This is a genomic window from Streptomyces sp. HUAS CB01, from assembly GCF_030406905.1.
GTDB lineage: Bacteria > Actinomycetota > Actinomycetes > Streptomycetales > Streptomycetaceae > Streptomyces > Streptomyces chengbuensis.
Genome location: NZ_CP129137.1, coordinates 3,486,285 through 3,506,697, shown reverse-complemented (window position 1 = coordinate 3,506,697; position 20,413 = coordinate 3,486,285). Strand labels below are relative to the sequence as shown.

The following is a 20,413-nucleotide window of genomic DNA, read 5'->3' as shown; positions in this document are numbered from 1 at the left end:
GCCGGCGGCGGATATCCCGGGTACTGCGGTTGTCCCTGGGGCGGAGGAGGCATGGACATGATCCGTACCGTACGTCATGGGCCGCAACGCCCGGCGTACGGTACGGATCAGGCCATGGTCATCCCTTGCTGACCGCCGTCAGGATCTCCGGCAGCCGTGCGGCCGTCTGCGGGGCCGCCACCCGGAGCCCGCCCCACGCCACCACCGCGCCGTACACGGCGCCCAGCGGCAGCAGGACCCATATCGCCGACTCGGCGTTCGCGGCGTTCAGCCAGATCGTCAGCGCGATCAGCGGGGAGCACAGCAGCGCCGAGGCGATCATCCCGCCGAAGATGGAGATCCACGCGAGCCCGCCCTGCCCGGGAGCCACGTTCTTGTACGCGCTGTCCTGCGGAATCGAGTACGGGAAGCGTGCCGAGGCCACCGCCCCGGTCGCCATCATCGCGCCGAGCAGCCCGAGCGCGATCCCCAGCGCCTCCGGCAGCGCCCGCCAGTCGCCCAGCACGGCGGCCGTGGCGACCGTGACCAGCAGCGTGTACGGCAGGGTGATCAGCAGCAACGCCAGTGCCCGGGCACGCAGTTCGAGATAGGCGTCGCGGGGCGACGCGATCGTCTGCGCGACCATCCAGAACGCCGACGTGTCCTGGCCGAACTGGTTGTACATCTGGATGCCGAGCATCCCCGACGCGAAGCACGCGAAGTAGATCGAGCCGGTGCCCTGGAGGGCGTTGAACAGCGGCACGATCAGCCCGATCACCAGCGCCGTCACCCACGCCGTCTTCGTCTTCGGGTCACGCCAGACGTAACGGAGGCTGCGCTGCATGACCGTGCCCGTGCGTCCGCCGGGCAGCAGCCGGTGCAGACCCGTGGACGTGCTCCGGCGGGTGGGTTCGGAGGCCGCCGCGAGCGTCGACCCGTCCGGGGCGGTCATCAGCCGGGTCAGACTGCGCTGCCATCCGTACAGCAGTGCGGCCAGGGCTGCGGCGGACAGCGCGAGTTGCGCGGCGGCGGTCCCGTACGCTCCCGTGCTCGCCGAGTCGACCGCGCCGAGCGCCGACGCCGGAGGGATCCAGCGGGCCACGGCCGCCGCCGGCTCCAGTGCCGTGAGCCCGCCCGCCTGACCGAGGCGCTGCACACCGAAGTTCACGACCTGGATCCCGACCGCGATCACCAGACCGCTCAGCACGGCCAGATCGCGGCCCTTGCGGCTGGTCAGCAGGCGGGTGTTGGCCGCGGCCACCGCCCGGGCCAGCGCCACGCACACCAGCACCGCAAGCGGCACCGCCACGGCCGCGGCCACCACCCCCGCGGCCCCGTGCGCCAGGGCCAGCGCGGCGCCGACCACCAGGCAGAGCGTGAACAGCGGTCCGATGCCCACCAGGGACGCCACGAGCAGGGCCGACACCATCGGGCCCGGCCGCAGCGGCAGCATGACCAGCCGGGTCGGGTCCAGCGTCTCGTCGCCGCTCGGGAAGAAGAGGGGGAGGAACGCCCAGCCCAGCGCCAGCACCGCGATCAGCAGGACCACCAGCGAGGCGGCGTGCGGCGTGCCGCGCAGCAGGAAGAAGCCGATGAGCTGGCCGGCGGCGACCAGCAGCGCCAGGACGGCCGAGGTGATGAACGCGGCCGTGCGGCCGGACGACTGCCGCAGCCCGTTGGCCAGCAGCGACAGCTTGAGCCGTACGAAGACGGACGTGAGCGAGGGGGCCGGGCCGGCCGTCGTGGCCGTCACCGCGTACCGCCGCCGAGCCAGTCCAGCGCGTCGCCGCTGTCCCGCCCGTTCGCGCCGACGAGCTCCAGGAAGGCGTCCTGCAGGGACCTCGCCGAGCCGCGGACCTCCGCGAGGGGTCCGTGGGCCCTGATCCGTCCGGCGGCCATCACCGCGACCCAGTCGCAGAGCGACTCCACCAGCTCCATCACATGGCTGGAGAACACGACGGTCGCCCCGGACGCGGTGTACCGCTCCAGGACCCCGCGGATGGTCTGGGCGGACACCGGGTCGACGCCCTCGAACGGCTCGTCCAGGAAGAGCACCTGGGGATTGTGCAGCAGAGCCGCCGCCAGGCCGATCTTCTTGCGCATCCCGGTCGAGTAGTCGACGACCAGCTTGTGCCGTGCGCCCGCGAGATCCAGTACGTCCAGCAGCTGGGCGGCCCGCTTGTCGACCTCCTCGCCCGGGAGGCCGCGCAACCGGCCCGTGTAGGCGAGGAGTTCACCGCCCGAAAGCCGCTCGAACAGCCGCAGGCCCTCGGGCAGGACCCCGATCCGGGCCTTCACCTCGACCGGGTCCTTCCAGACGTCGTGGCCGACGACCTCGACGCGTCCCTGGTCGGGGCGGAGCAGTCCGGTGATCATCGACAGCGTCGTGGTCTTGCCGGCGCCGTTCGGGCCGACCAGACCGATGAACTGGCCCGCGGGCAGGACGAGATCGACGCCGGCGACCGCGATCTGTTCGCCGAACCGCTTCCAGAGCCCCTCGACACGGACGGCCAGAGGTGCCGCCCCGGGCGCACAGCCCGTCGTGTCCACCGTCCGGTCCGATGCCTGGTCCGGCATGTTGCCGCCTTCCGTTGTCCCCGTGGTACGGGAACAACCCTACGATCGGCGGTCCCGCCCGTCGGCGGCCTCCCGACCGCATGCGTAGGCCAGCGGGCTGATCAGCTCCTCGGCGTCCGGCAGCCAGCGGTTCGCGGGCGTGGGCTTGCGGACCCACTGCACGGCGCCCTGGCCGCCGACGCGCGTCGGCGGCGCCGCCATGTACTGGCCCTCGCCGCGCGCCACCAGGTCGAGCGAGCCGGGCATCCAGCCGAGCCTGCGCACCAGGTCCGCGAGTTTCACGGCAGCGCCCGGCAGGACGAGGAACAGCATGCGCCGGTTCGGGGCGCAGGCCACCGGCCCCAGGGCCATGTCCATCCGCTCCATCCGGGCCAGCGCGAGGAAGCCCGCCGACTCCGGGACATCCAGGGCGTCGAACGTCCGGCCCGTGGGCAGCAGGATCGACGCCTTCGGGTGCCTGCCCCACAGCCGGCGCGCGGCGGCGGCGCTGCCGGTCCCCTGGCCCGACCAGTCCGGCAGGGCGGCGTGCGCCCCCGGCGCATCGCACACGGCCGCGCCGCAGGAGCACCGTTCGGCGCCCTCGACGGGCTCCAGCCAGGTGCCGGGGAACACCTCCCAGTGGCGCTCCTCCACGTAACGGACCGCGCTGTCCAGCAGTTGTGTGCCGCGCTGTGCGGGGATCTGTGCCGCCCCGGTGAGGCCGATCGACCCGTCGATGGTGTCTTCCACGATGAACACAACTCCCCCCACCAGGCCGGGTTACGGGCGCGCGGCGCCGGGCGGTGGCGCACCGACCCCGCACGTGGGGCGCACGGGTGCACGGACGGGGGCGCGCGTGCGGGCCGGGCCCGGCGGACGGGTAACCAGTTGCGGGTGAGCGGCATTCACCCGTAATCGTCCGAGCTCATTGGCATTCTCCGGATAACGCCGGGAAGTGATCGATTGCAGATCACCACGGAGATCACGACCGGCGCGGTCCGGCACAGGGGGTTAGTGATGGCAGCGAGGCCACTCGTCGCCCGACAGCCGAACGAACGGCTGCAGGCGCTGATCCAGGAAGCCGGATGCTCCAACGCCGGTCTGGCCCGCAGGGTCAACATGGTCGGGGCGGAACGCGGCCTCGATCTGCGCTACGACAAGACGTCGGTGGCGCGCTGGCTGCGCGGGCAGCAGCCGCGCGGGCGGGCGCCCGGCATCATCGCCGAGGCACTGGGCCGCAAGCTGGGCCGCACGGTCACGATCGACGAGATCGGGATGGCCAACGGCAAGAACCTGGCCTCCGGGGTGGGACTGCAGTTCGCACCCACCGTGCTCGGTGCGATCGAGCAGGTCTGCGAGCTGTGGCGCAGCGACGTGGGCCGGCGCGACTTCCTGACCGGTTCGACGGTGGCCGCCTCGGCGCTCGTCGAACCCAGCAGGGACTGGCTGATCACCGGGGCGGACGCCCAGGTGGCCCGGCAGGCGGGGGCCCGCGTGGGGCTCCCGGACGTCGAGGCGGTGCGGGCGATGACGAAGGCGCTCACCGGGCTCGACCACCGGTTCGGTGCCGGGCACGTACGGCCGGTCGTCGTCCACTACCTCAACAGCGTGGTGTCCGGGCTGCTCTCCGGCTCGTACCGCGAGCCGGTGGGGCGGCAGCTCTTCGCCGCGGTGGCGCGGCTCACGGAGCTGGCGGGCTACATGGCCGTCGACACGGGCCAGCCGGGCCTCGCCCAGCGCTACTACATCCAGGCCCTGCGGCTGGCCCAGGCCGCGGGCGACCGCGCGTACGGGGGCTATGTCCTGGCCGCGTCGATGAGCCACCTCGCCGCGGAACTCGGGAATCCGAGGGAGATCGCACAGCTCGCCCGGGCCGCGCAGGAAGGCGCCCGGGGCCAGGTCACACCGAGGGCGGAGGCGATGTTCCACGCGGCGGAGGCCCGGGGGCACGCGCTGCTCGGGGACGCCCGTACCTGCCAGGAGGCGGCCGCCAGGGCGATCGCGGCGCTGGACCGGGCGAACCCCGATGCCGGTGACGACCCGGACTGGATCGCCCATTTCGACCACGCGTACCTCGCCGACGAACTGGCCCACTGCCACCGCGACCTCGGCCAGGCCGACCAGGCGGCCCGCCGGGCCACCGAGTCCCTGGACGGCCATCCCGAGTCGCGCGCACGGCGCCGGGGGATCGGGCTGGTCCTGCTCGCCACGGCCCGGCTCCAGCAGCGCGAGGTCGAGGAGGCCTGCCGCACGGGCACCCGGGCGATGGAACTCCTCGGCACCCTCCGTTCGAGCCGGGGCTCGGAATACCTGGAGGACCTGCACCAGCGGCTGGAGCCGTACGCGGCGGAGCCGTCGGTGCGCGAGTTCGGCGCGAGGCTGCAACTGCAGGCGGCGTGAGCGGGCCCCGGGGCGGTCCCCGCTGCCGGCGGGTCCGCCCCGGGCAGTTCGCGGAACCGGTTTCACGTCCGTGCGACGGGTCCCGGGCGGGCCGCTGCGCGCCCCCGGAAGGATCTTGAGGCGATAACAGCGTCTCCACGGGTGTTCTTGTTACGGGTACCACACGCGTGTGCGGACGCCCTGAGTCACCCGGTAGCGTGAACCGACGATTCCGTAGGTTTACACGTAGGAGTCCCGGTGACGCACAGCGGACAGGGTGACGAGTCGCGGCATCACGGCTCGCGGCCCGCGCACGAAGGTGTCGTGCTGCCCGCGGACGGCAGCGAGCCCTTCATACCCGGAGTCGGCGCGCAGCAGATCGCCCCGGCCGGCGGCACTCCGTGGGGTGAGCCCTGGGGCCCCGGCCAGGACGCGCGGCAGCCGCTGCCGCAGGAGGAGGCGCCGGGCGGGGGCGCCGGCGCGCCGTACCCGCAGCCCGCGCCCGCCCGGGTACTGCCTCCGCAGGTGCCGCAGCAGGCTCTGCCGCCCTACGGGTACGGGCAGCCGGGCGCGCAGACGCCCGCGGGACCCGACGCCGACGCCACGCAGTACATCGCGCCGGTTCCGCCGGGGGCCGGTGAGGCGACGCAGTACATCCCGCCCGTCGCACCCGGGTCGGGCGGTGAGGCGACGCAGTACATCCCGCCCGTCGCACCCGGGTCCGGCGCCGACGCCACCCAGTACCTCCCGCCCGTCCACCCGGGACCCGGGGCGCTGCCGCCGGAGAACCCGGCCGAGTCGACGCAGTTCCTCGGGGTGCGGTCGGCGGGTGCCGCTCCGGCGGCTCCGGCGGGGAACGCGGAGGCGACCCAGTACCTGCCGCCCGTGGCGCACGAGAACGCGGCGCACGGGAACGCGGCGCAGCAGAACGCCCCCGAGCCGCCGCCCGGCGCCCCGTACGGCATCCGTCCCGGAGCGCCGGGGGACCGCCGGCCGCCGGCGGAGTTCGACAACCTCTTCCGCAGCGAGGCCGGCGCGACCGGCGGCGGCGCGGAGGCAACGCAGTACCTTCCGCCCGTGCAGGAGCCGGCGTACGGGGCCCAGCCGCCGTACGCCTCCCCGGGCGGCCGTGCCTCCCGCCGCGCCGCAGAGCCCGGGCCCTCCCCGAGGGGCTCCTCGCGGAACTCCTCGCGGCTTCCGCTGGTCGCCGCGGTCGTCGTGGGCTGCGCCGTGCTCGGGCTCGGCGCGAGCGCGCTGATGTTCGGCGGCGGTGACGACGACAAGGGCCAGGACGCCAACACCGGTGTCGCCGCCGCGACGTCGCCGGCGGCGGAGTCGTCCGAGGAGGCGGCGGACGACCCGGTGAAGGCGCAGGCCGTGGAGCTCGACAAACTGCTCGCGGACAGCAACGACAGCCGCGCCGCGGTGATCCGTTCCGTGGAGGCGATCAAGTCCTGCCGGAACCTGGACCAGGCGGCCGCGGACCTGCGCGGCGCCGCGGAGCAGCGCCGCGGCCTCGTGACGCGGCTGCAGGACGTCGCCGTGGACGAACTCCCGGACCACGAGGCGCTCACCGCGTCCCTGAAGAAGGCGTGGGAGGCGTCGGCCTCGGCGGACGACCACTACGCGGCGTGGGCGGGCCAGGTCAAGGACAAGAAGGGCTGCAAGGGCGGCAAGGCGCGCAACACGGGCCAGACGGCGCAGGGCAACGCCCAGAGCGGTGTGGCGACCACGGCGAAGCGCGAGGCGGCGACGCTCTGGAACCGGATCGCGACGAAGTACGCACTGACGGAGCGCCGGGCGGAACAGCTCTGAGCCCCTCCACCTCGCGCGGAGCCGCACGCCGTGCGCCGGCGCTGCGTCGGCGCGGGCACTCCGACGCGGGGCGGGGGCGGCGCGGTGCGTGCTCGGCGCGGTGCGTGCCGTGTGCTTCAGGGGCGCCCGCCGCCCGCAGGGCGGTGCGACGCCCCCGTGGACGCGGGTGCGCTACGCGAACACCACCGTGCGGTGGCCGTTGAGGAGGATCCGGTGCTCCGCGTGCCACTTCACCGCGCGGGCCAGCGCCTGGCACTCGACGTCGCGGCCGACCGCGACCAGCTGTTCCGGTGTCACCTCGTGGCCGACCCGCTCCACCTCCTGCTCGATGATCGGGCCCTCGTCCAGGTCGGCCGTCACGTAGTGGGCCGTCGCGCCGATGAGCTTCACGCCGCGCGCGTGCGCCTGGTGGTACGGCTTCGCGCCCTTGAAGCTCGGCAGGAAGGAGTGGTGGATGTTGATGATCCGGCCGCTCAGCTGCTTGCAGAGGTCGTCGGACAGGACCTGCATGTAGCGTGCGAGCACGACGAGTTCGACGTTCTCCTCGCGCACCAGCTCCAGCAGCTCCGCCTCGGCCTGCGGCTTGTTGTCCTTGGTGACGGGGATGTGCCGGAACGGGATGTCGTAGGAGGCGACGAGTTCCGCGAAGTCGGTGTGGTTGGAGACCACGGCCGCGATGTCGACCGGCAGGGCCCCGATCCTCGACCGGAACAGCAGGTCGTTCAGGCAGTGGCCGAACTTGCTGACCAGCAGGACGACCCGCATGCGCTCGTCGGCGCGGTGGATCTGCCAGTCCATGGAGAACGAGTCGCCCACCGCGGCGAAGCCGGCCCGCAGCTTCTCCACCGTCACCGGCTCCTCGGCCGAGAAGTGCACCCGCATGAAGAACAGGCCGGTGTCCCGGTCCCCGAACTGCCGGCTGTCCTCGATGTTGCAGCCGGTGATGAACAGGTAGCTGGACACGGCGTGCACGATGCCCTGTTTGTCCGGACAGGAGAGCGTGAGGACGTACTGGTCGGTCATTCTCGTAGACTGCCACACCGCGGAGCCGCCGGCGGAAGTGCGTCCGTCAGGCGGACCGCCGTGATCACGCGGGCTCCGTCGGGCGGACGGGAGCGGTCCGCGGGCCTCTCCGTCAGGCGGAACGCGTCATGATCCGCAGCACTTCCAGGGTGCGCGGCGGAGCGTCCGGGTCCTCGCCGTCGTTGGTCGCCAGCCGTACGTGGGCGTCCCGCGCGGCCCGTACGGCCTCCGGCCAGCCGTGGTGCTCCATGTACGCCGAGACCGGCGCGTCCGCGCCGACCTGGTGCATGATCCGCAGCACCCGCAGCACGGCCACGTCGACGAGCGCGGCCTCACCGGAGTCCCGGAAGATCGTCCCCACGTACTTCTCGGCGGACCAGTTGTCCAGCCAGGTGTCCTCGACCAGCCGGTAGACGGCGTCGGTGACATCGCCGTACCCCTCGTGGCCTGCCAGCCAGGTCTCCTGGTGGAAGGCGGGGTCGGAGAACATGTGAAGCGCCGAGCGCACATTGGCACGCCAGCGCCACCAGGGCATGTCGTTGAGCGGCATGTCGCCCATGGTGGAGGAGTGACGGCCGCGGCGGGAAGAGTTCATTGACGTTCACCTCGTGAGCTCGGTCCGTGCGAGCTCCGCGAAACGGTCGGCACCGAAGCTTGCTCGGTCTCGATCGTACGTTCTCCGCCGTTCGGCGATCCGGGCCCCCGGCAATTCACCTCGGCGTCACCCTGCGTTGAACCGCCACCACTCCGCTGTTACCCATGGGGCGGAATTGTGCAGGGACATGACCGGTAGGCGACGCTTCTCCTTCCCCCGCCCCTTCAGGACCGCGACCGCCCTCGCCGCGTGCACGGCGGCCGTCGGCGCCTCGATCGTCGCGTGCGGAGTGCTCCCCGGCGGCTCCGCGGGGGCCAGGGAGCCGATCACCGTGATGACCTTCGCCCCCGAGGAGACCCGGGCCACGAACATGCCCGGGATGCCCGCCATGGCCCAGGCGTACGCCAAGTACGTCAACGAGAAGGGCGGCGTCGACGGCCACGAGCTGCGCGTGCTGACCTGCAACGAGCACAACACGACGGCGGGCGCGGCGGCCTGCGCCCGGCGGGCGGTCGCCGAGGGCGCGGTCGCCGTCGTCGGTTCGTACAGCCAGAACGGCCGGGCCTTCATGGCGCCGCTGGAGGCCGCGGGCATTCCGTACATCGGCGGTTACGGGGTGTCCGAGGAGGAGTTCACCAGCTATCTCTCCTACCCGGTCAACGGAGGCCAGGCGGCGCTCCTCGCCGGAAACGGCCGGCAGCTGGCGGACAGCTGCCGGAGGGTGTCGCTGGTGCGGCCCGACACGATCGCGGGTGACGACCTGCCGGTCCTGCTGAACACCGGGCTGTCCGAGGGCGACGGGCGGCCGTCCACCGACGTCAGGGCCGCGGAGGACGCCACCGAGTACCTGGCGGAGGCCGAGCGGGCCCGGGACGAGGCCGGCAGCCGGAGTGGCTGCGTCACGGCCGTGCTGGGCGAGCGCACCGCGAACTTCTTCGACTCCTTCCGCCGGCTCCCGGGGGACGACGGCGGTGTACGCATCTCCTCCGTCCTCAGCTCCGTCGGCCAGCCGCTGATCGACCGCACGGGCGGCGCCGGCGGGCCCTTCGAGGGCGCGTACATGACCGGCTGGTACCCGGAAGCGGGGGACGCCCGCTGGGGCGTGATGCGGCAGGTGATCCAGGACCACGCGTTCGGCGACGACCGGATCGACCCGGCGGACGCGGGGGTGCAGACCACCTGGATCGCGTACACCGTGCTGAGGAAGGTGATCGAGGCCCTCGACCGCGACAGCATCACCTCGAGCGCGGTCTCGCACGCGCTCGACACCGGCGTCAGCGTCGACACCGGCGGCCTCACGCCGGCGCTGCGCTGGCGCTTCGAGGACATGCTGGGTGTCCCGGGCTTTCCCCGGATCGTGAACCCCAACGTGACCTTCCAGGTCGTCCGGGACGGCCGTCTGGTCGCCCAGCGGCCGGGGTTCGTGAACGTGGGCCGGACGATGTCCCAGGCGCCCATGGCCTGACCGGCCCGACCGGCCGCCCGGCGATGACGGGGGCCCCGGAGACGCGCGGCGCGAGGGCGCCATCCGCGTCTCCGGGGCCCGTGTGCCGGACGCCGGGGCCGGAGGATCAGGGGGTGTCGGGCTCCGAGGTCACGTAGTAGGCGGCGAACGCCTCCAGGATCTGGTCCTCGCCGATCCGGTCGTCCCCGTCCGAGTCCAGCGCGGCGGCCACCGCCGTGCAGCGGTCGGGCTCGACGCCGAGGACGCGGAGCACCCGCTCGGCGCCGGCCCTGGTGACCCCGGCGCCGTCCTCGTCGGCGATCGCGACGACCGCGTGCAGGAAGGGGCGGGCGATCTCCGCGAAGCGGCGGGGGTTGTCCCGCAGGCGCTTCACGGCGCCCGTGACGAATTCCTGGCGGGAGACCCGCTGGTCGCCGTCGACGTCGGCGATGCCCGCCATGCCCTGCCAGAACGCCTCCGCGCCCGAGTAGAGGGCCTGCCCCTTGTCGGAGCGCGCGGTCGTGCCGAACTCGGAGAGGAGCGCCGCGGCCGCCTTGCTGAAGTCCGCGCGATCGATGTAGCCGTTGCCGTCCTGGTCGAACTCGGCGAACCGGTGGGCGATCTTGCGCTCGTATTCTGCGCTGTCCATGCGGGGAGCGTACGACGTCAGAGCGGTCCTTGCGTCCTGTTACGCGGACAGGGGCCGCGTCTCGTCGCCGGTGGCGGCGTCCACGTCCTCGTACACGTCGAACAGCCGGCGCACCCCCAGGGCGGCGAGCACCCGGTTCACATGGGAGCCGTCGACCGCTCCGCGGGCGGGCAGGATCAGCCGCAGGCGGCCGCGGCAGGAGCGCAGCAGGCGGCGCGAGGCGATCAGCACTCCCACGCCGCTGGAGTCGCAGAAGAGCACTCCGGAGAGGTCCAGCACGAGATCACGGCGTCCGACGGCCACGGCGTCGTGCACGTGCCGCCGGACCTCGGGGGAGCTGACCAGATCCAGTTCGCCCTGAATGTGCAGTATCGTCCAGGGGGTCTGCTCGGTCTGTTCCACCTTGAGCATCGTGCGTGGCTCTCTCGTCACACCGGTCCCCATCCGGAAGTAGTCGTTCCCTTCCGGCGCTGCTGCCCCGCCGAACCGTGGCGAAACCCTCTATCACGCGCGGTGTTGGCCGGGGCGTACTTGCCGTAAAGGGGCGTGCGTTTCAGCCGCGTCGCATTACATTCGAGTGGACGACAGGACGAGCAGAGGGCGACGAGGACGGGCAGAGGCTTGGGGGCCGCCGGATGGGCAAGGACACACCACCTCGCTGGGACCGCAGGATGCAGCAGCGGCTGGCGCGGGGCGAGGCCGCCGCGCTCGGCGAGTTGTACGACCGGTTCGCCTCGCTCGTCCACAGCCAGGCCCACCGGGTGCTCGACGACGACGCGGCCGCCGACCAGGTGACGCGCGAGGTGTTCGGCTACGTGTGGGAGAACCCGGACGCATACGACCCCAAACAGGGCTCGATGCGCTCCTGGGTGGCGCGCCTCACCCACAGCCAGGCCGTCCACCGGCTGCGGGAGCAGGAGCGCGCGGCCGCAGCCGAGAGCGGCGGCAGCGCGGAGGACCTGGAGCAGAAGGTGCGCCGCGCGTCCGTCGCCGCCCGCGCGGACTACATCGTGACGTCGATGCCGGCGCCGCTGCGGGCGGCACTGGAGCTGGCGTACTTCCAGCGCAGGGACTACCGGCAGGCCGCCGCCGACCTCGGGGTCACCGAGGACGAGGCCCGCCGCAGACTGCGGCTCGGCCTGCAGCTGCTGGCGACGGCCAACACCCGTGCGCTGGACGGATCGTCGCCTCCCGGACCGGGGCGCCGCCGATGAGCGGGCCCCTGAACGGCGGCCGCGGTCCCGGCGGTCCCGACGACGCACCGGGCGCCGCGCCGCGCATACCCGGACCGCGGGCGGCGGGGGACGACCTCTCGCCGCCGGACGTACTGCCCTCGCCGCCGCCGGAGCCCCTGGCCCACGGTGTGCTCAAGTCGCTGCTCGGCGCCTGGGCGCTGGCGGCGTGCTCGGCCGAGGAGACCGCGGCGGTGGAGGAGCACCTCACCGGCTGCGCGCCCTGCGCCGAGGAGGCCCTGCGGCTGCGGGACGCCGTGGGTCTGCTGCAGACCGACCGCGATCTCGACCTGGACCCGCTGCTGCGCTCCCGGGTGCTGGAGAACTGCCTGGGGCGGCGGCCCGCCCGGATCCCGGTGCCCGCCTGGGCGGGTGCCTACGACGCGGAGACAGCCCGGCTGGACGCGCTGCTGCGGGACATCGGGGACTCGGAGTGGCACGCTCCGGTGCGGCTGAAGTGGTTCGACGGCGAGGAGAAGGTGAGCCGCAGGACGACGGTCGCCGGGGTGATCGGCCATCTCATGTCCGTGGACGGGCTGGTGGCCTCGGCCCTGGGGCTGGGCGACCCGGCCGGTCCCGACGCGCCCGTCTCCCCGGCCGAGCGCACCGAGCGGCTGTGGAGCTCGGGCGAGCGCCCGGTGACGCGTTCGGTGCGCGGGCCGTGGCGCGAGCAGAGCCATGCGCTCGTGCGGACCGTGTCGTTCGCGGGGCAGGGGGTGGAGCAGCTGTCGGTGACGTACGGGGACTTCGCGCTGCCGCTGCAGGACGCGATGCTGGACCGGGCCTTCGAGTGCTGGGTGCACGCGGACGACATCGCGGCCGCGGTGGCCTATCCGTACGAGCCCCCGTCCGGCGCGCACCTGCACCGCATGATCGATCTGGCGGTCCGGCTGCTGCCCGCGGTGCTGGCCGCCCGGCGCCGGGCGGGTCTCGCGGCCCCGGCCCGCCGGCTGGTGGCGGCCGGTTCGCCCGGTCGCTCACTGCACCTGGAGGTGGAGGGCGCGGGCGGCGGCCACTGGTACATCGCGCTGGACTCGCCCGCGGCGGTGGGCGACCCGGACCACGCGGTCGCCCAGATCGCCCTCGACGGTGTGGAGTTCTGTCAGCTGGTCGCGGGCCATGTGCCGCCGGCGGACGCCGCGGCCGGTCAGGACGGGGACCGGGAGGCCGTGCGGGACGTGCTGTTCGCGGCCGCCTCGCTCTCCCGGCTCTGACCGGCGGCGCGGGCCGCCCGCCCGGTGCCGGCCGGCGCCGTCCGAGGCGCACGGCTCCGGGCCGCGGTCCGGTGCGGCTCGGTTCCGGTCCGCGCGGCGAGGGGTGAGGCAGGCGCGGCGAGGGCTGTGAGGCTTAGGCAGGCGCGGTGCGGTGCGGCTGAGGCAGGCGCGGCGAGGGCTGTGAGGTTCAGGCCGATGCGGTCGGGCCCGGTCCGCGCGGCGCGGGCCGTGAGGTTCAACCGGCCCCCCGTCCGGCGCGGCTCGGCCCCGGCCCACGCGGCGCGAGGTCCGAGGCGAACCGGGCGGGCGGCCCGGCCGGCCGCCCCCGCGTCTCAGGCGGTGGAGAGCGAGATCTCCGTCGCCTTGACCAGGGCGACCGCGGAACTGCCCTCCGTGAGCCCGAGTTCGTCCAGGGCGTCCTTGGTGATCACGGCGGTCAGGTCCTGGCCGCCGTCCAGCCGCATCCGGACGGCGGCCACCGCCGAGCCCGGGGTCACCGAGGTCACCGTGCCGGGCAGCTGGTTGCGGATGCTGACGCCCTCCACGCGCGCCGTGGCGAGCGCGACCTCACTGGCCTTCATCAGGGCGCTGACCGCACCGCCCGGAAAGATGCCCAGCTCCGCGACGGCGTCGGCGGTCACGGCCGAGGTGACCTCCTCACCGCTGTCGAGGCGGATCCTCACCGTCGCCATGGCGGGGCCGCCGGAGACCGCGATCACGGTGCCGGGCAGCTGGTTGCGGATGCTCAGGCTCATGTCGTGCCGTTCGTGTCGGGGATGTCGTTCACGTCCTGGATGTCGTGTCCGCCCCAGTGAACCGCTCGCGCAGCTTGTACTTGAGCACCTTGCGCAGTGTGTCGTTGCGGGGGAGCGCGTCCACGAGCTCCAGCTGTTCCGGGAGCTTGTGGACGGCGAGACCCGCGCCGCGCAGGTACTCCGTGACCTCGTCCAGGCTCAGCGGTCCCGCGCCCTCGGGCTGTTCGACCACGGCGCAGACCCGCTCGCCGCGTTCCACGTCCGGCAGTCCGATCACCGCCGCCTCGCCGACGCCGGGGTGCGTGTGGAGCAGGTCCTCGATCTCCTTGGCCGAGACGTTCTCGCCCTTGCGGATGATGACGTCCTTGAGCCGTCCGGTCAGGACGAGATGGCCGGACTCGGTGAGGTGTCCCAGGTCCCCGGTGATCAGGAAGCCGTCGGCGTCGAACACGGCCGCGGTCTGCCCGGGGTCCAGATAGCCCCGGCAGACGGCCTCGCCGCGCAGCCGCACCTCGCCGTCGACGATCCGTATCTCCATGCCCTCGGGCGGCCGACCCTCGGTCGTCGCGAGGTCCTCCGGGCGGTCGTCCGGCGACCCCATCGTGACCATGGGGACCTCGGTCATGCCGTAGCCGTGGGTGAGCTGCACGCCCATCTCCCGTACGACGGCGTGGTACAGCTCGGGAGGCTTGGGGGCGCCCCCGCCGGCCAGCAGCCGGAGGGTGGGGACGACGGGCTCGTCCGGCTGCTTGCGCTGCTCGGCGAGGAACATCGAGTAGAAGGCCGTGGACCCGCCGGCCGTGGTGACCCCGTGCCTGCGGTAGGTGTCCAGCGCCTCCGGGAGGGCGAACCTCTCGAAGAGCACGGCGGGGAAGCCGTACAGCAGCATCATCACCAGGTAGTCCGCACCGCCGATGTGGGCGAACGGGAAGGCGATGGAGCCGACGTCGTCGGACGTCAGCCGCAGCGCGTGGGCGAGGCAGGAGCCGCCCGCGATCAGCGACCGGTCGGTGTGCAGGACTCCCTTGGGGTCGGAGGTGGTGCCGGAGGTCCAGTAGATCCAGCGCACCTCGGTTCCGTCCGCGGGCGGCGGGGGCAGGGCGGAGGGATCGCCGTCGGGCAGTTCCCCGTACGCCTCGAAGACCCCGCGGGCGCCGATCCGGCCGGCCATCGCCGTGTGGTCGAAGCCGCGCCACACGCCCGGCACGGCGAAGAACTCCGCCGCGCAGGCGTCCAGGGCGAAGCCGACCTCGCGGTCCCGGTAGAAGGGGATCACCGGGGACTGCACCGCGCCGATCCTGGCCAGCGCCCCGGCGAGCAGGACGGTCTCGATCCTGGTGGGCAGCTGCCAGGCCACGACCGTGCCGGGCCGCACGCCGCGCGCGTACAGGCCGGCGGCGACCCGTTCGCAGCGCTCGCGCAGTTCGCCGAAGGTGATGCGACGGTCCTCCTGGAGCAGGACGGTGCGGTCGGGGGTGAGCCGGGCGCGGCGGTCGATGAGCTCCCAGAGCGTGCGGGAGGCGCCCAGGGAGTGTGCGGTGTCGGTCACGGCCGTCCCTTCTTGCCGAACCTGACTGACGGATCGTCAGATAACGCCGGAAGCGTAGGGCTCGTCGCCTTGTCGGTCCAGGGGTGCGGAGCTAGCCTGCTGTCTGACGACCCGTCAGAAATGTGTCGAACGGAGGGGCCCGATGGAACGGGAACTGCCTCGGATCATCAGCGTCGACGACCATGTGATCGAGCCCGCGCATCTCTTCGAGACCTGGCTGCCGGCGAAGTACCGGGACCGCGGACCCCGGCCCCTCACCGCGGGCATCGGCGAGCTCGCCTACGTCGGCGGGAAGTACCAGATCACGATGGACCCGGACGGGCCGCCCACGGACTGGTGGATCTACGAGGACCTGAAGTTCCCGTACAAGCGCAACATCGCCGCCGTCGGCTTCGACCGCGACGACATGACGCTGGAGGGGATCACCCGGGCCGAGATGCGGCGCGGCTGCTGGGACCCCAGGGCCCGGCTGGAGGACATGGACCTCAACCACGTCGAGGCGTCCCTGTGCTTCCCGACCTTCCCCCGCTTCTGCGGCCAGACCTTCGCCGAGGCCGAGGACAAGGAGGTCGCGCTCGCGTGCGTCCGCGCCTACAACGACTGGATGGTGGAGGAGTGGTGCGGCGACAGCGGCGGCCGCCTCATCCCCCTCTGCATCATCCCCCTGTGGGACATCGACCTCGCGGTGGCCGAGATCCGGCGCAACGCGGCCCGTGGCGTGCGCGCCGTGACCTTCTCCGAGATCCCCACCCACCTGGGGCTGCCGTCGATCCACTCCGGCTACTGGGACCCGTTCTTCGCCGCCTGCCAGGAGACCGGCACGGTCGTCAACATGCACATCGGCTCGTCCTCCCAGATGCCGGCCGCCTCGCCCGACGCCCCTCCCGCCGTCCAGGCGTCCCTCTCCTTCAACAACGCGATGGCGTCGATGATGGACTTCCTCTTCAGCGGGGTGCTGGTGAAGTTCCCGGCGCTCAAGCTCGCGTACAGCGAGGGCCAGATGGGCTGGATCCCGTACGCCCTGGAACGCGCGGACGACGTGTGGCAGGAGCACCGGGCCTGGGGCGGCGTGCGCGACCTCGTCCCCGAGCCGCCGTCCACGTACTACTACCGGCAGATCTTCTGCTGCTTCTTCCGCGACAAGCACGGTGTTGCCTCGCTCGACGTCGTGGGGCGCGACAACGCCACCTTCGAGACGGACTACCCGCACGTCGACTCGACCTTCCCGCACACCAGGGAGGTCGCCCTGGACCATGTGAAGGACCTCGACGACGAGACCGTCCACAAGCTGATGCGCGGCAACGCGATCCGGATGCTCGGACTGGACCTGGACACGTAGTGGACCTCACGTACACGGAGGAGGAGGAGGCCTTCCGGGCCGGGCTGCGGGACTGGCTCGGCGTCGCCCTGCCCGAACTCCCGCCCCGGCCCCCGCCCGACGACTGGCCGGCCCGCCGCGCCCACGACAGCGCCTGGCAGCGGGCGCTCTACGACGCCGGATACGCGGACGTGCACTGGGACGCGTCCCCGACCCGGCGGCTGATCTTCCTGGAGGAGACCGAGAAGGCCGGGGCGCCGTACGTCGGCGCGAACTTCGTGGGACTGCTGCACGCCGGCCCGACCGTCGCCGCCGAGGGCACGCGCGAACAGCGTGAGCGCTGGCTGCCGCCGATCCTGCGCGGCGACGAGATCTGGTGCCAGGGCTTCAGCGAGCCGGACGCCGGCTCCGACCTCGCCTCCCTGCGGACCAGGGCCGTCCGGGACGGCGACTCCTACGTCGTGACCGGCGCCAAGATCTGGACGTCGCACGCCGAGGTCGCCGACTGGTGCGAACTGCTCGTGCGCACCGACCCGGAGGCGCCCCGCCACCGCGGCATCAGCTGGCTGGCGATGCCGATGGACGCGCCCGGCGTCACCGTCCGGCCGCTGCGCACCCTCGCGGGCTCGGCCGAGTTCGCGGAGGTCTTCCTCGACGAGGTGCGGGTGCCGGTCGCGAACCGGGTGGGGGAGGAGAACGACGGCTGGCGGGTCACGATGGTGACGCTGTCCTTCGAACGCGGCACCGCCTTCGTCGGCGAGGTCGTCGCCTGCCGCCGCACGCTCGCCGCACTGGCCCGCACGGCACGGGAGGACGGTCGCTGGGACGACGCCGTCCTGCGCCGCCGGCTCGGCAGGCTGAACGCGGAGTTCGGCGCCCTGTGGCGGCTCACGCAGTGGAACGTCAGCGAGGCCGAGGCCACCGGCGGCGTTCCCGGCACCGGCGGCTCGGTCTTCAAGCTCCGCTACTCCCACGCCCGCCAGGAGCTGTACGACACGGCCGCCGAGGTGCTCGGCCCGGACGCGCTCGACCTGTCCCGCGAGTGGACCCTCGACCGGCTGTCGTCGCTGTCGTACACCATCGCCGCCGGCACCTCGCAGATCCAGCGGAACATCGTCGCCGAGCGGATCCTCGGCCTGCCGAAGGAGCGGTGAGGGCCGTGCACTTCCAACCGACGGAGGACCAGCGGGCCTTGCGCGGGGGCGTCCGGGAGCTGCTGTCGGCCCGCTGCGCCCCGGACGCCCTCCGGACGGCCGGGGCGCGGATCGACCGGGCCCTGTGGCGGGAGCTCGGCCGGACCGGGTTCTTCTCGCTGCGGCTGCCGGAGGCGGAGGGCGGTGTGGGGCTCGGACTCCCCGAGGCAGCACTGGTCTTCGAGGAGGCGGGACGGGTGCTGCTGACGGGTCCGCTGGTGGCCACGCACCTCGCCGCGGGTACCGTTGCGGGCGCCGCCGACGGGACGACGGTCGTCACCCGGGCCGACGGGGGGCTCGTGCCCTGGCTGGACGAGGCCGACGTGGTGCTCGGGGACGCCTCGGACGCCGTGCCCGTACGGTCCGTCGACCCGCTCACGCCGCTGCACCGGATTCCCTCCGCGCCTCCCGGCGACCCGGACCCGGCGGCGGTGCTGCTGACGGCGGCCGAACAGCTGGGCTCCGCCGGGCGCACCACGGCGATGGCCGTGCGGTACGCGAAGGAGCGCGAGCAGTTCGGCCGGCCCATCGGCGCGTTCCAGGCGGTCAAGCACCTCTGCGCGCAGATGCTGGTGCGGACCGAACTGGCCCGCGCCGCCGTGTACGCCGCCGCCGTGACCGCCGATCCCGTGGAGATCGCGGGCGCCAAGCTCCTCGCCGACGAGGCCGCGGTCCAGGGCGCCCGGGACTGCCTCCAGGTGCACGGCGGCATGGGATTCACCTGGGAGGCCGAGGTGCATCTGCACCTCAAACGGGCCTGGGTGCGCGCCGAGCTGGGCCTGACGGCCGCGCAGGCGGAGGAGGCGCTGGCGGCCGCCCTCTGAGGGCCGGCCGGGAACCGACGGTGAGGGCGGACGGTGGGCCGGAAGGCAACCGGGCGGCGTACGCGCGGGAGTCACCCTGCGTCGATATCGGGTTGTGTCCTTGGCACGGGCCGTCACGGCCCGGAGTCGGGCCCGCCCTCGGGTACGCTCCGTGGGGTGCGAGACGCGTACTGCCCGGGGGCAGTGATCCCGACGCCCCGGCCCGAATCAGACAGGGCCGGCGGAGAAGAACGCGCCGCTCGCACAGGGTGTTCGACTATTCGCAAGCTGCGCCGCACAGTATGCACCACGGGTACTCCTTCGCGCTGGAATATGCCCGAAGCGCTTGTTGCGGTGACTGTACGTCAACCATGCTGTCTCGCAGGGAAATCACGTTCCGTAATGGCTGTGAGGCGCGAGGCGATGTGTCCGCCGGTTCGGATGGTGTGAGCGGTGCAGGTGCTTCAGGTTCAGTTGGAGGTCGGGCCGGATCCCGCGGAGGTGGGACGGGCCAGAAGATGGGCCCGTTCACGGCTCGCCGGGTCGGGCATAGGGGACGACGAGCCGCTGGCCGAGACGCTGGTGCTGCTCATCTCCGAACTGGTCACCAACGCGGTGGTCCACACGGGCTGTCCGGCCGTGCTGCGGATGCTGTTCGGCCTCGGCGCGGCGGAGGCGGGCACGGTGCGGGTCGAGGTCGCGGACACCTGCGCGCGGCCGCCGCAGCCGCGCCGCGCGGCCGGTGACGACACGGGCGGCCGCGGACTCGAACTCGTCGACGGTCTGGCCGACCGCTGGGGCTGGAAGCGCGAGGGCGCGGGCAAGAGCATCTGGTGCGAGGTGGACCGCTGTGTGGTGGCCCGCCCCCCGGTGCCGCCGCCCGCGGTCCCCGTCGTCCAGGTCCTCCCCTCCGGGGTGACGCCGGGCGCGTACACCGCCTGACGGCGGCCCCGCGCCGGTGCGGTGCCGACGGGCTCAGAGCACCGCCACCGGCGCGACCGGTGTCCCCGTGCCGCCGACGAACGGCTCGGGTGTGGCCGACAGCAGGAAGGCGTACCGCCGTTCCTCCGCGCAGGCCGTGGAGAGCTCCTCCAGGTTCCAGTTCTGGCCCTGCAGCATGCCCATCTCCACCAGGTCCAGGGCGTGCACGGGCAGCCAGAGGTTCTCGATCTCGGGCGGGAAGATCTCGAAGGTGAGCGTGTCGTTCGCGACGGCGGCCGTGTCGCGGGCGCGGAACCACTCGGGCGCACGGACCGAGAGGCCCGGCGAGGGATGGGCGTACGCGTGCCTGTCGCCGGCGAGGTACGCCCGTATCTGACCGGTCCTGACGAGCACCACGTCGCCCGGCCGTACCCGCACGCCCCCGAACTCCTCCGCCTCGGCGAGGTCTTCCGGGGCGACGGCGTGGTCGCCCGGCAGCCGGTCCACGCCCTTGGCGCGCGCCACGTCGAGCAGCACACCGCGCGAGACGAGGCTGCGGACCGTCTCGATGCCGCTGAAGCGGGCGCCCTCGTGGGCGGTGATGCTGTCCGCGGGGCGGCCGTTCCAGATCCTGCCCGAGTGCGAGACATGGGTGAGCGCGTCCCAGTGGGTGGCCGCCTGGAGCCCCATCGTCACGGCGTCGTCGCTGGTCGCGACCGTGCCGGGGCCGAACAGCTCCTGGTTGATCTGCACCATGGTGTGGAGGGGGTTCACCCGCCCCGGGATCATCCCGGTCTGGACGCCGTCCTGCCGGAGCGGCAGGGCGAGCGGAACGCGCCGGCCGGCCCGCACCGCGGCGGCGGCCTCCCGCACCACGTCGTCGGTGATCAGGTTGAGCGTCCCGATCTCGTCGTCGTCGCCCCAGCGCCCCCAGTTGTTGACGCGCTCGGCGATCTCGTGGAACTCCTCCGGCAGTGACATCCGCGTC

The 20,413-nt window shown here is 73.1% G+C and carries 19 protein-coding genes; 9 read left to right on the top strand and 10 right to left on the bottom strand.

Annotation, left to right across the window (positions count from 1 at the left end):
- Positions 1-118 precede the first annotated feature (118 nt).
- The 3 genes from QRN89_RS15440 to QRN89_RS15430 are packed head-to-tail and all read right to left on the bottom strand — an operon-like array spanning position 119 to position 3,285.
- Positions 119-1,732 (bottom strand): transporter, encoded by a 1,614-nt coding sequence (locus QRN89_RS15440; protein WP_290349985.1) that lies wholly within the window; start codon positions 1,730-1,732, stop codon positions 119-121.
- Positions 1,729-2,556 (bottom strand): ABC transporter ATP-binding protein, encoded by an 828-nt coding sequence (locus tag QRN89_RS15435; protein ID WP_290349984.1) that lies wholly within the window; start codon positions 2,554-2,556, stop codon positions 1,729-1,731. Before QRN89_RS15435 ends, QRN89_RS15440 begins: the two co-directional genes overlap by 4 nt.
- A 39-nt stretch (positions 2,557-2,595) precedes the next feature.
- A complete protein-coding gene (locus tag QRN89_RS15430) occupies positions 2,596-3,285 on the bottom strand; it encodes a bifunctional DNA primase/polymerase (RefSeq protein ID WP_290349983.1) in 690 nt (229 codons plus the stop codon).
- A 267-nt stretch (positions 3,286-3,552) separates the two neighbouring features.
- Here QRN89_RS15430 and QRN89_RS15425 point away from each other — a divergent pair, with 267 nt between their 5' ends.
- Both QRN89_RS15425 and QRN89_RS15420 read left to right on the top strand, forming a co-directional pair.
- Entirely contained in the window at positions 3,553-4,935 is a 1,383-nt protein-coding gene (locus QRN89_RS15425; RefSeq protein ID WP_290349982.1) for an NsdA family TPR-like regulatory protein, read from the top strand.
- A 303-nt stretch (positions 4,936-5,238) separates the two neighbouring features.
- A complete protein-coding gene (locus QRN89_RS15420) occupies positions 5,239-6,729 on the top strand; it encodes a hypothetical protein (RefSeq protein WP_435833304.1) in 1,491 nt (496 codons plus the stop codon).
- Positions 6,730-6,900: 171 nt separating this feature from the next.
- On the opposite strand, the gene purU is transcribed toward QRN89_RS15420, so the two are convergent.
- Both purU and QRN89_RS15410 read right to left on the bottom strand, forming a co-directional pair.
- Positions 6,901-7,752: a formyltetrahydrofolate deformylase gene (gene purU / locus QRN89_RS15415; RefSeq protein WP_290349979.1), complete on the bottom strand. Its 852-nt coding sequence runs from the start codon at positions 7,750-7,752 to the stop codon at positions 6,901-6,903.
- Between the two features lie 112 nt (positions 7,753-7,864).
- Positions 7,865-8,311 carry an SCO4402 family protein gene (locus tag QRN89_RS15410; protein ID WP_290353720.1) on the bottom strand — a complete coding sequence of 149 codons (447 nt, stop codon included), beginning with the start codon at positions 8,309-8,311 and terminating at the stop codon, positions 7,865-7,867.
- A gap of 223 nt (positions 8,312-8,534) precedes the next feature.
- Between QRN89_RS15410 and QRN89_RS15405 the strand changes: the two genes are divergently transcribed.
- Positions 8,535-9,812: an ABC transporter substrate-binding protein gene (locus tag QRN89_RS15405; protein WP_290349977.1), complete on the top strand. Its 1,278-nt coding sequence runs from the start codon at positions 8,535-8,537 to the stop codon at positions 9,810-9,812.
- A 106-nt stretch (positions 9,813-9,918) separates the two neighbouring features.
- Here QRN89_RS15405 and QRN89_RS15400 read toward each other — a convergent pair whose 3' ends face one another.
- On the bottom strand, positions 9,919-10,440 hold the full coding sequence (locus QRN89_RS15400) for an EF-hand domain-containing protein (RefSeq protein WP_290349975.1): 522 nt from the start codon (positions 10,438-10,440) through the stop codon (positions 9,919-9,921).
- 39 nt (positions 10,441-10,479) lie between these two features.
- On the bottom strand, positions 10,480-10,851 hold the full coding sequence (locus QRN89_RS15395; RefSeq protein ID WP_290353719.1) for an STAS domain-containing protein: 372 nt from the start codon (positions 10,849-10,851) through the stop codon (positions 10,480-10,482).
- Between the two features lie 224 nt (positions 10,852-11,075).
- On the opposite strand from QRN89_RS15395, the gene QRN89_RS15390 reads away from it, so the two are divergent.
- Positions 11,076-11,654, top strand: a complete 579-nt coding sequence (locus QRN89_RS15390) for a sigma-70 family RNA polymerase sigma factor (RefSeq protein ID WP_290349974.1) — start codon at positions 11,076-11,078, stop codon at positions 11,652-11,654.
- Entirely contained in the window at positions 11,651-12,886 is a 1,236-nt protein-coding gene (locus tag QRN89_RS15385) for a maleylpyruvate isomerase N-terminal domain-containing protein (RefSeq protein WP_290349972.1), read from the top strand. Before QRN89_RS15390 ends, QRN89_RS15385 begins: the two co-directional genes overlap by 4 nt.
- Positions 12,887-13,218: 332 nt before the next feature.
- On the opposite strand, the gene QRN89_RS15380 is transcribed toward QRN89_RS15385, so the two are convergent.
- Together QRN89_RS15380 and QRN89_RS15375 are read right to left on the bottom strand one after the other, a co-directional pair.
- Entirely contained in the window at positions 13,219-13,641 is a 423-nt protein-coding gene (locus tag QRN89_RS15380; RefSeq protein WP_290349971.1) for a TOBE domain-containing protein, read from the bottom strand.
- Between the two features lie 28 nt (positions 13,642-13,669).
- Positions 13,670-15,190: a class I adenylate-forming enzyme family protein gene (locus QRN89_RS15375; protein WP_290349970.1), complete on the bottom strand. Its 1,521-nt coding sequence runs from the start codon at positions 15,188-15,190 to the stop codon at positions 13,670-13,672.
- A 142-nt stretch (positions 15,191-15,332) separates the two neighbouring features.
- On the opposite strand from QRN89_RS15375, the gene QRN89_RS15370 reads away from it, so the two are divergent.
- From QRN89_RS15370 to QRN89_RS15355, 4 genes are all read left to right on the top strand, one after another.
- Positions 15,333-16,529 carry an amidohydrolase family protein gene (locus QRN89_RS15370; protein ID WP_290349969.1) on the top strand — a complete coding sequence of 399 codons (1,197 nt, stop codon included), beginning with the start codon at positions 15,333-15,335 and terminating at the stop codon, positions 16,527-16,529.
- Positions 16,529-17,662: an acyl-CoA dehydrogenase family protein gene (locus QRN89_RS15365; protein ID WP_290349968.1), complete on the top strand. Its 1,134-nt coding sequence runs from the start codon at positions 16,529-16,531 to the stop codon at positions 17,660-17,662. The genes QRN89_RS15370 and QRN89_RS15365 overlap by 1 nt, the downstream gene beginning before the upstream one ends.
- 5 nt (positions 17,663-17,667) lie before the next feature.
- Positions 17,668-18,525: an acyl-CoA dehydrogenase family protein gene (locus tag QRN89_RS15360; protein WP_290349967.1), complete on the top strand. Its 858-nt coding sequence runs from the start codon at positions 17,668-17,670 to the stop codon at positions 18,523-18,525.
- Positions 18,526-18,957: 432 nt separating this feature from the next.
- Complete coding sequence (locus tag QRN89_RS15355) at positions 18,958-19,446, top strand: ATP-binding protein (protein ID WP_290349966.1); 489 nt, start codon at positions 18,958-18,960, stop codon at positions 19,444-19,446.
- A 33-nt stretch (positions 19,447-19,479) separates the two neighbouring features.
- On the opposite strand, the gene QRN89_RS15350 is transcribed toward QRN89_RS15355, so the two are convergent.
- A complete protein-coding gene (locus QRN89_RS15350; RefSeq protein ID WP_290349965.1) occupies positions 19,480-20,406 on the bottom strand; it encodes a cyclase family protein in 927 nt (308 codons plus the stop codon).
- Between the last annotated feature and the right edge of the window lie 7 nt (positions 20,407-20,413).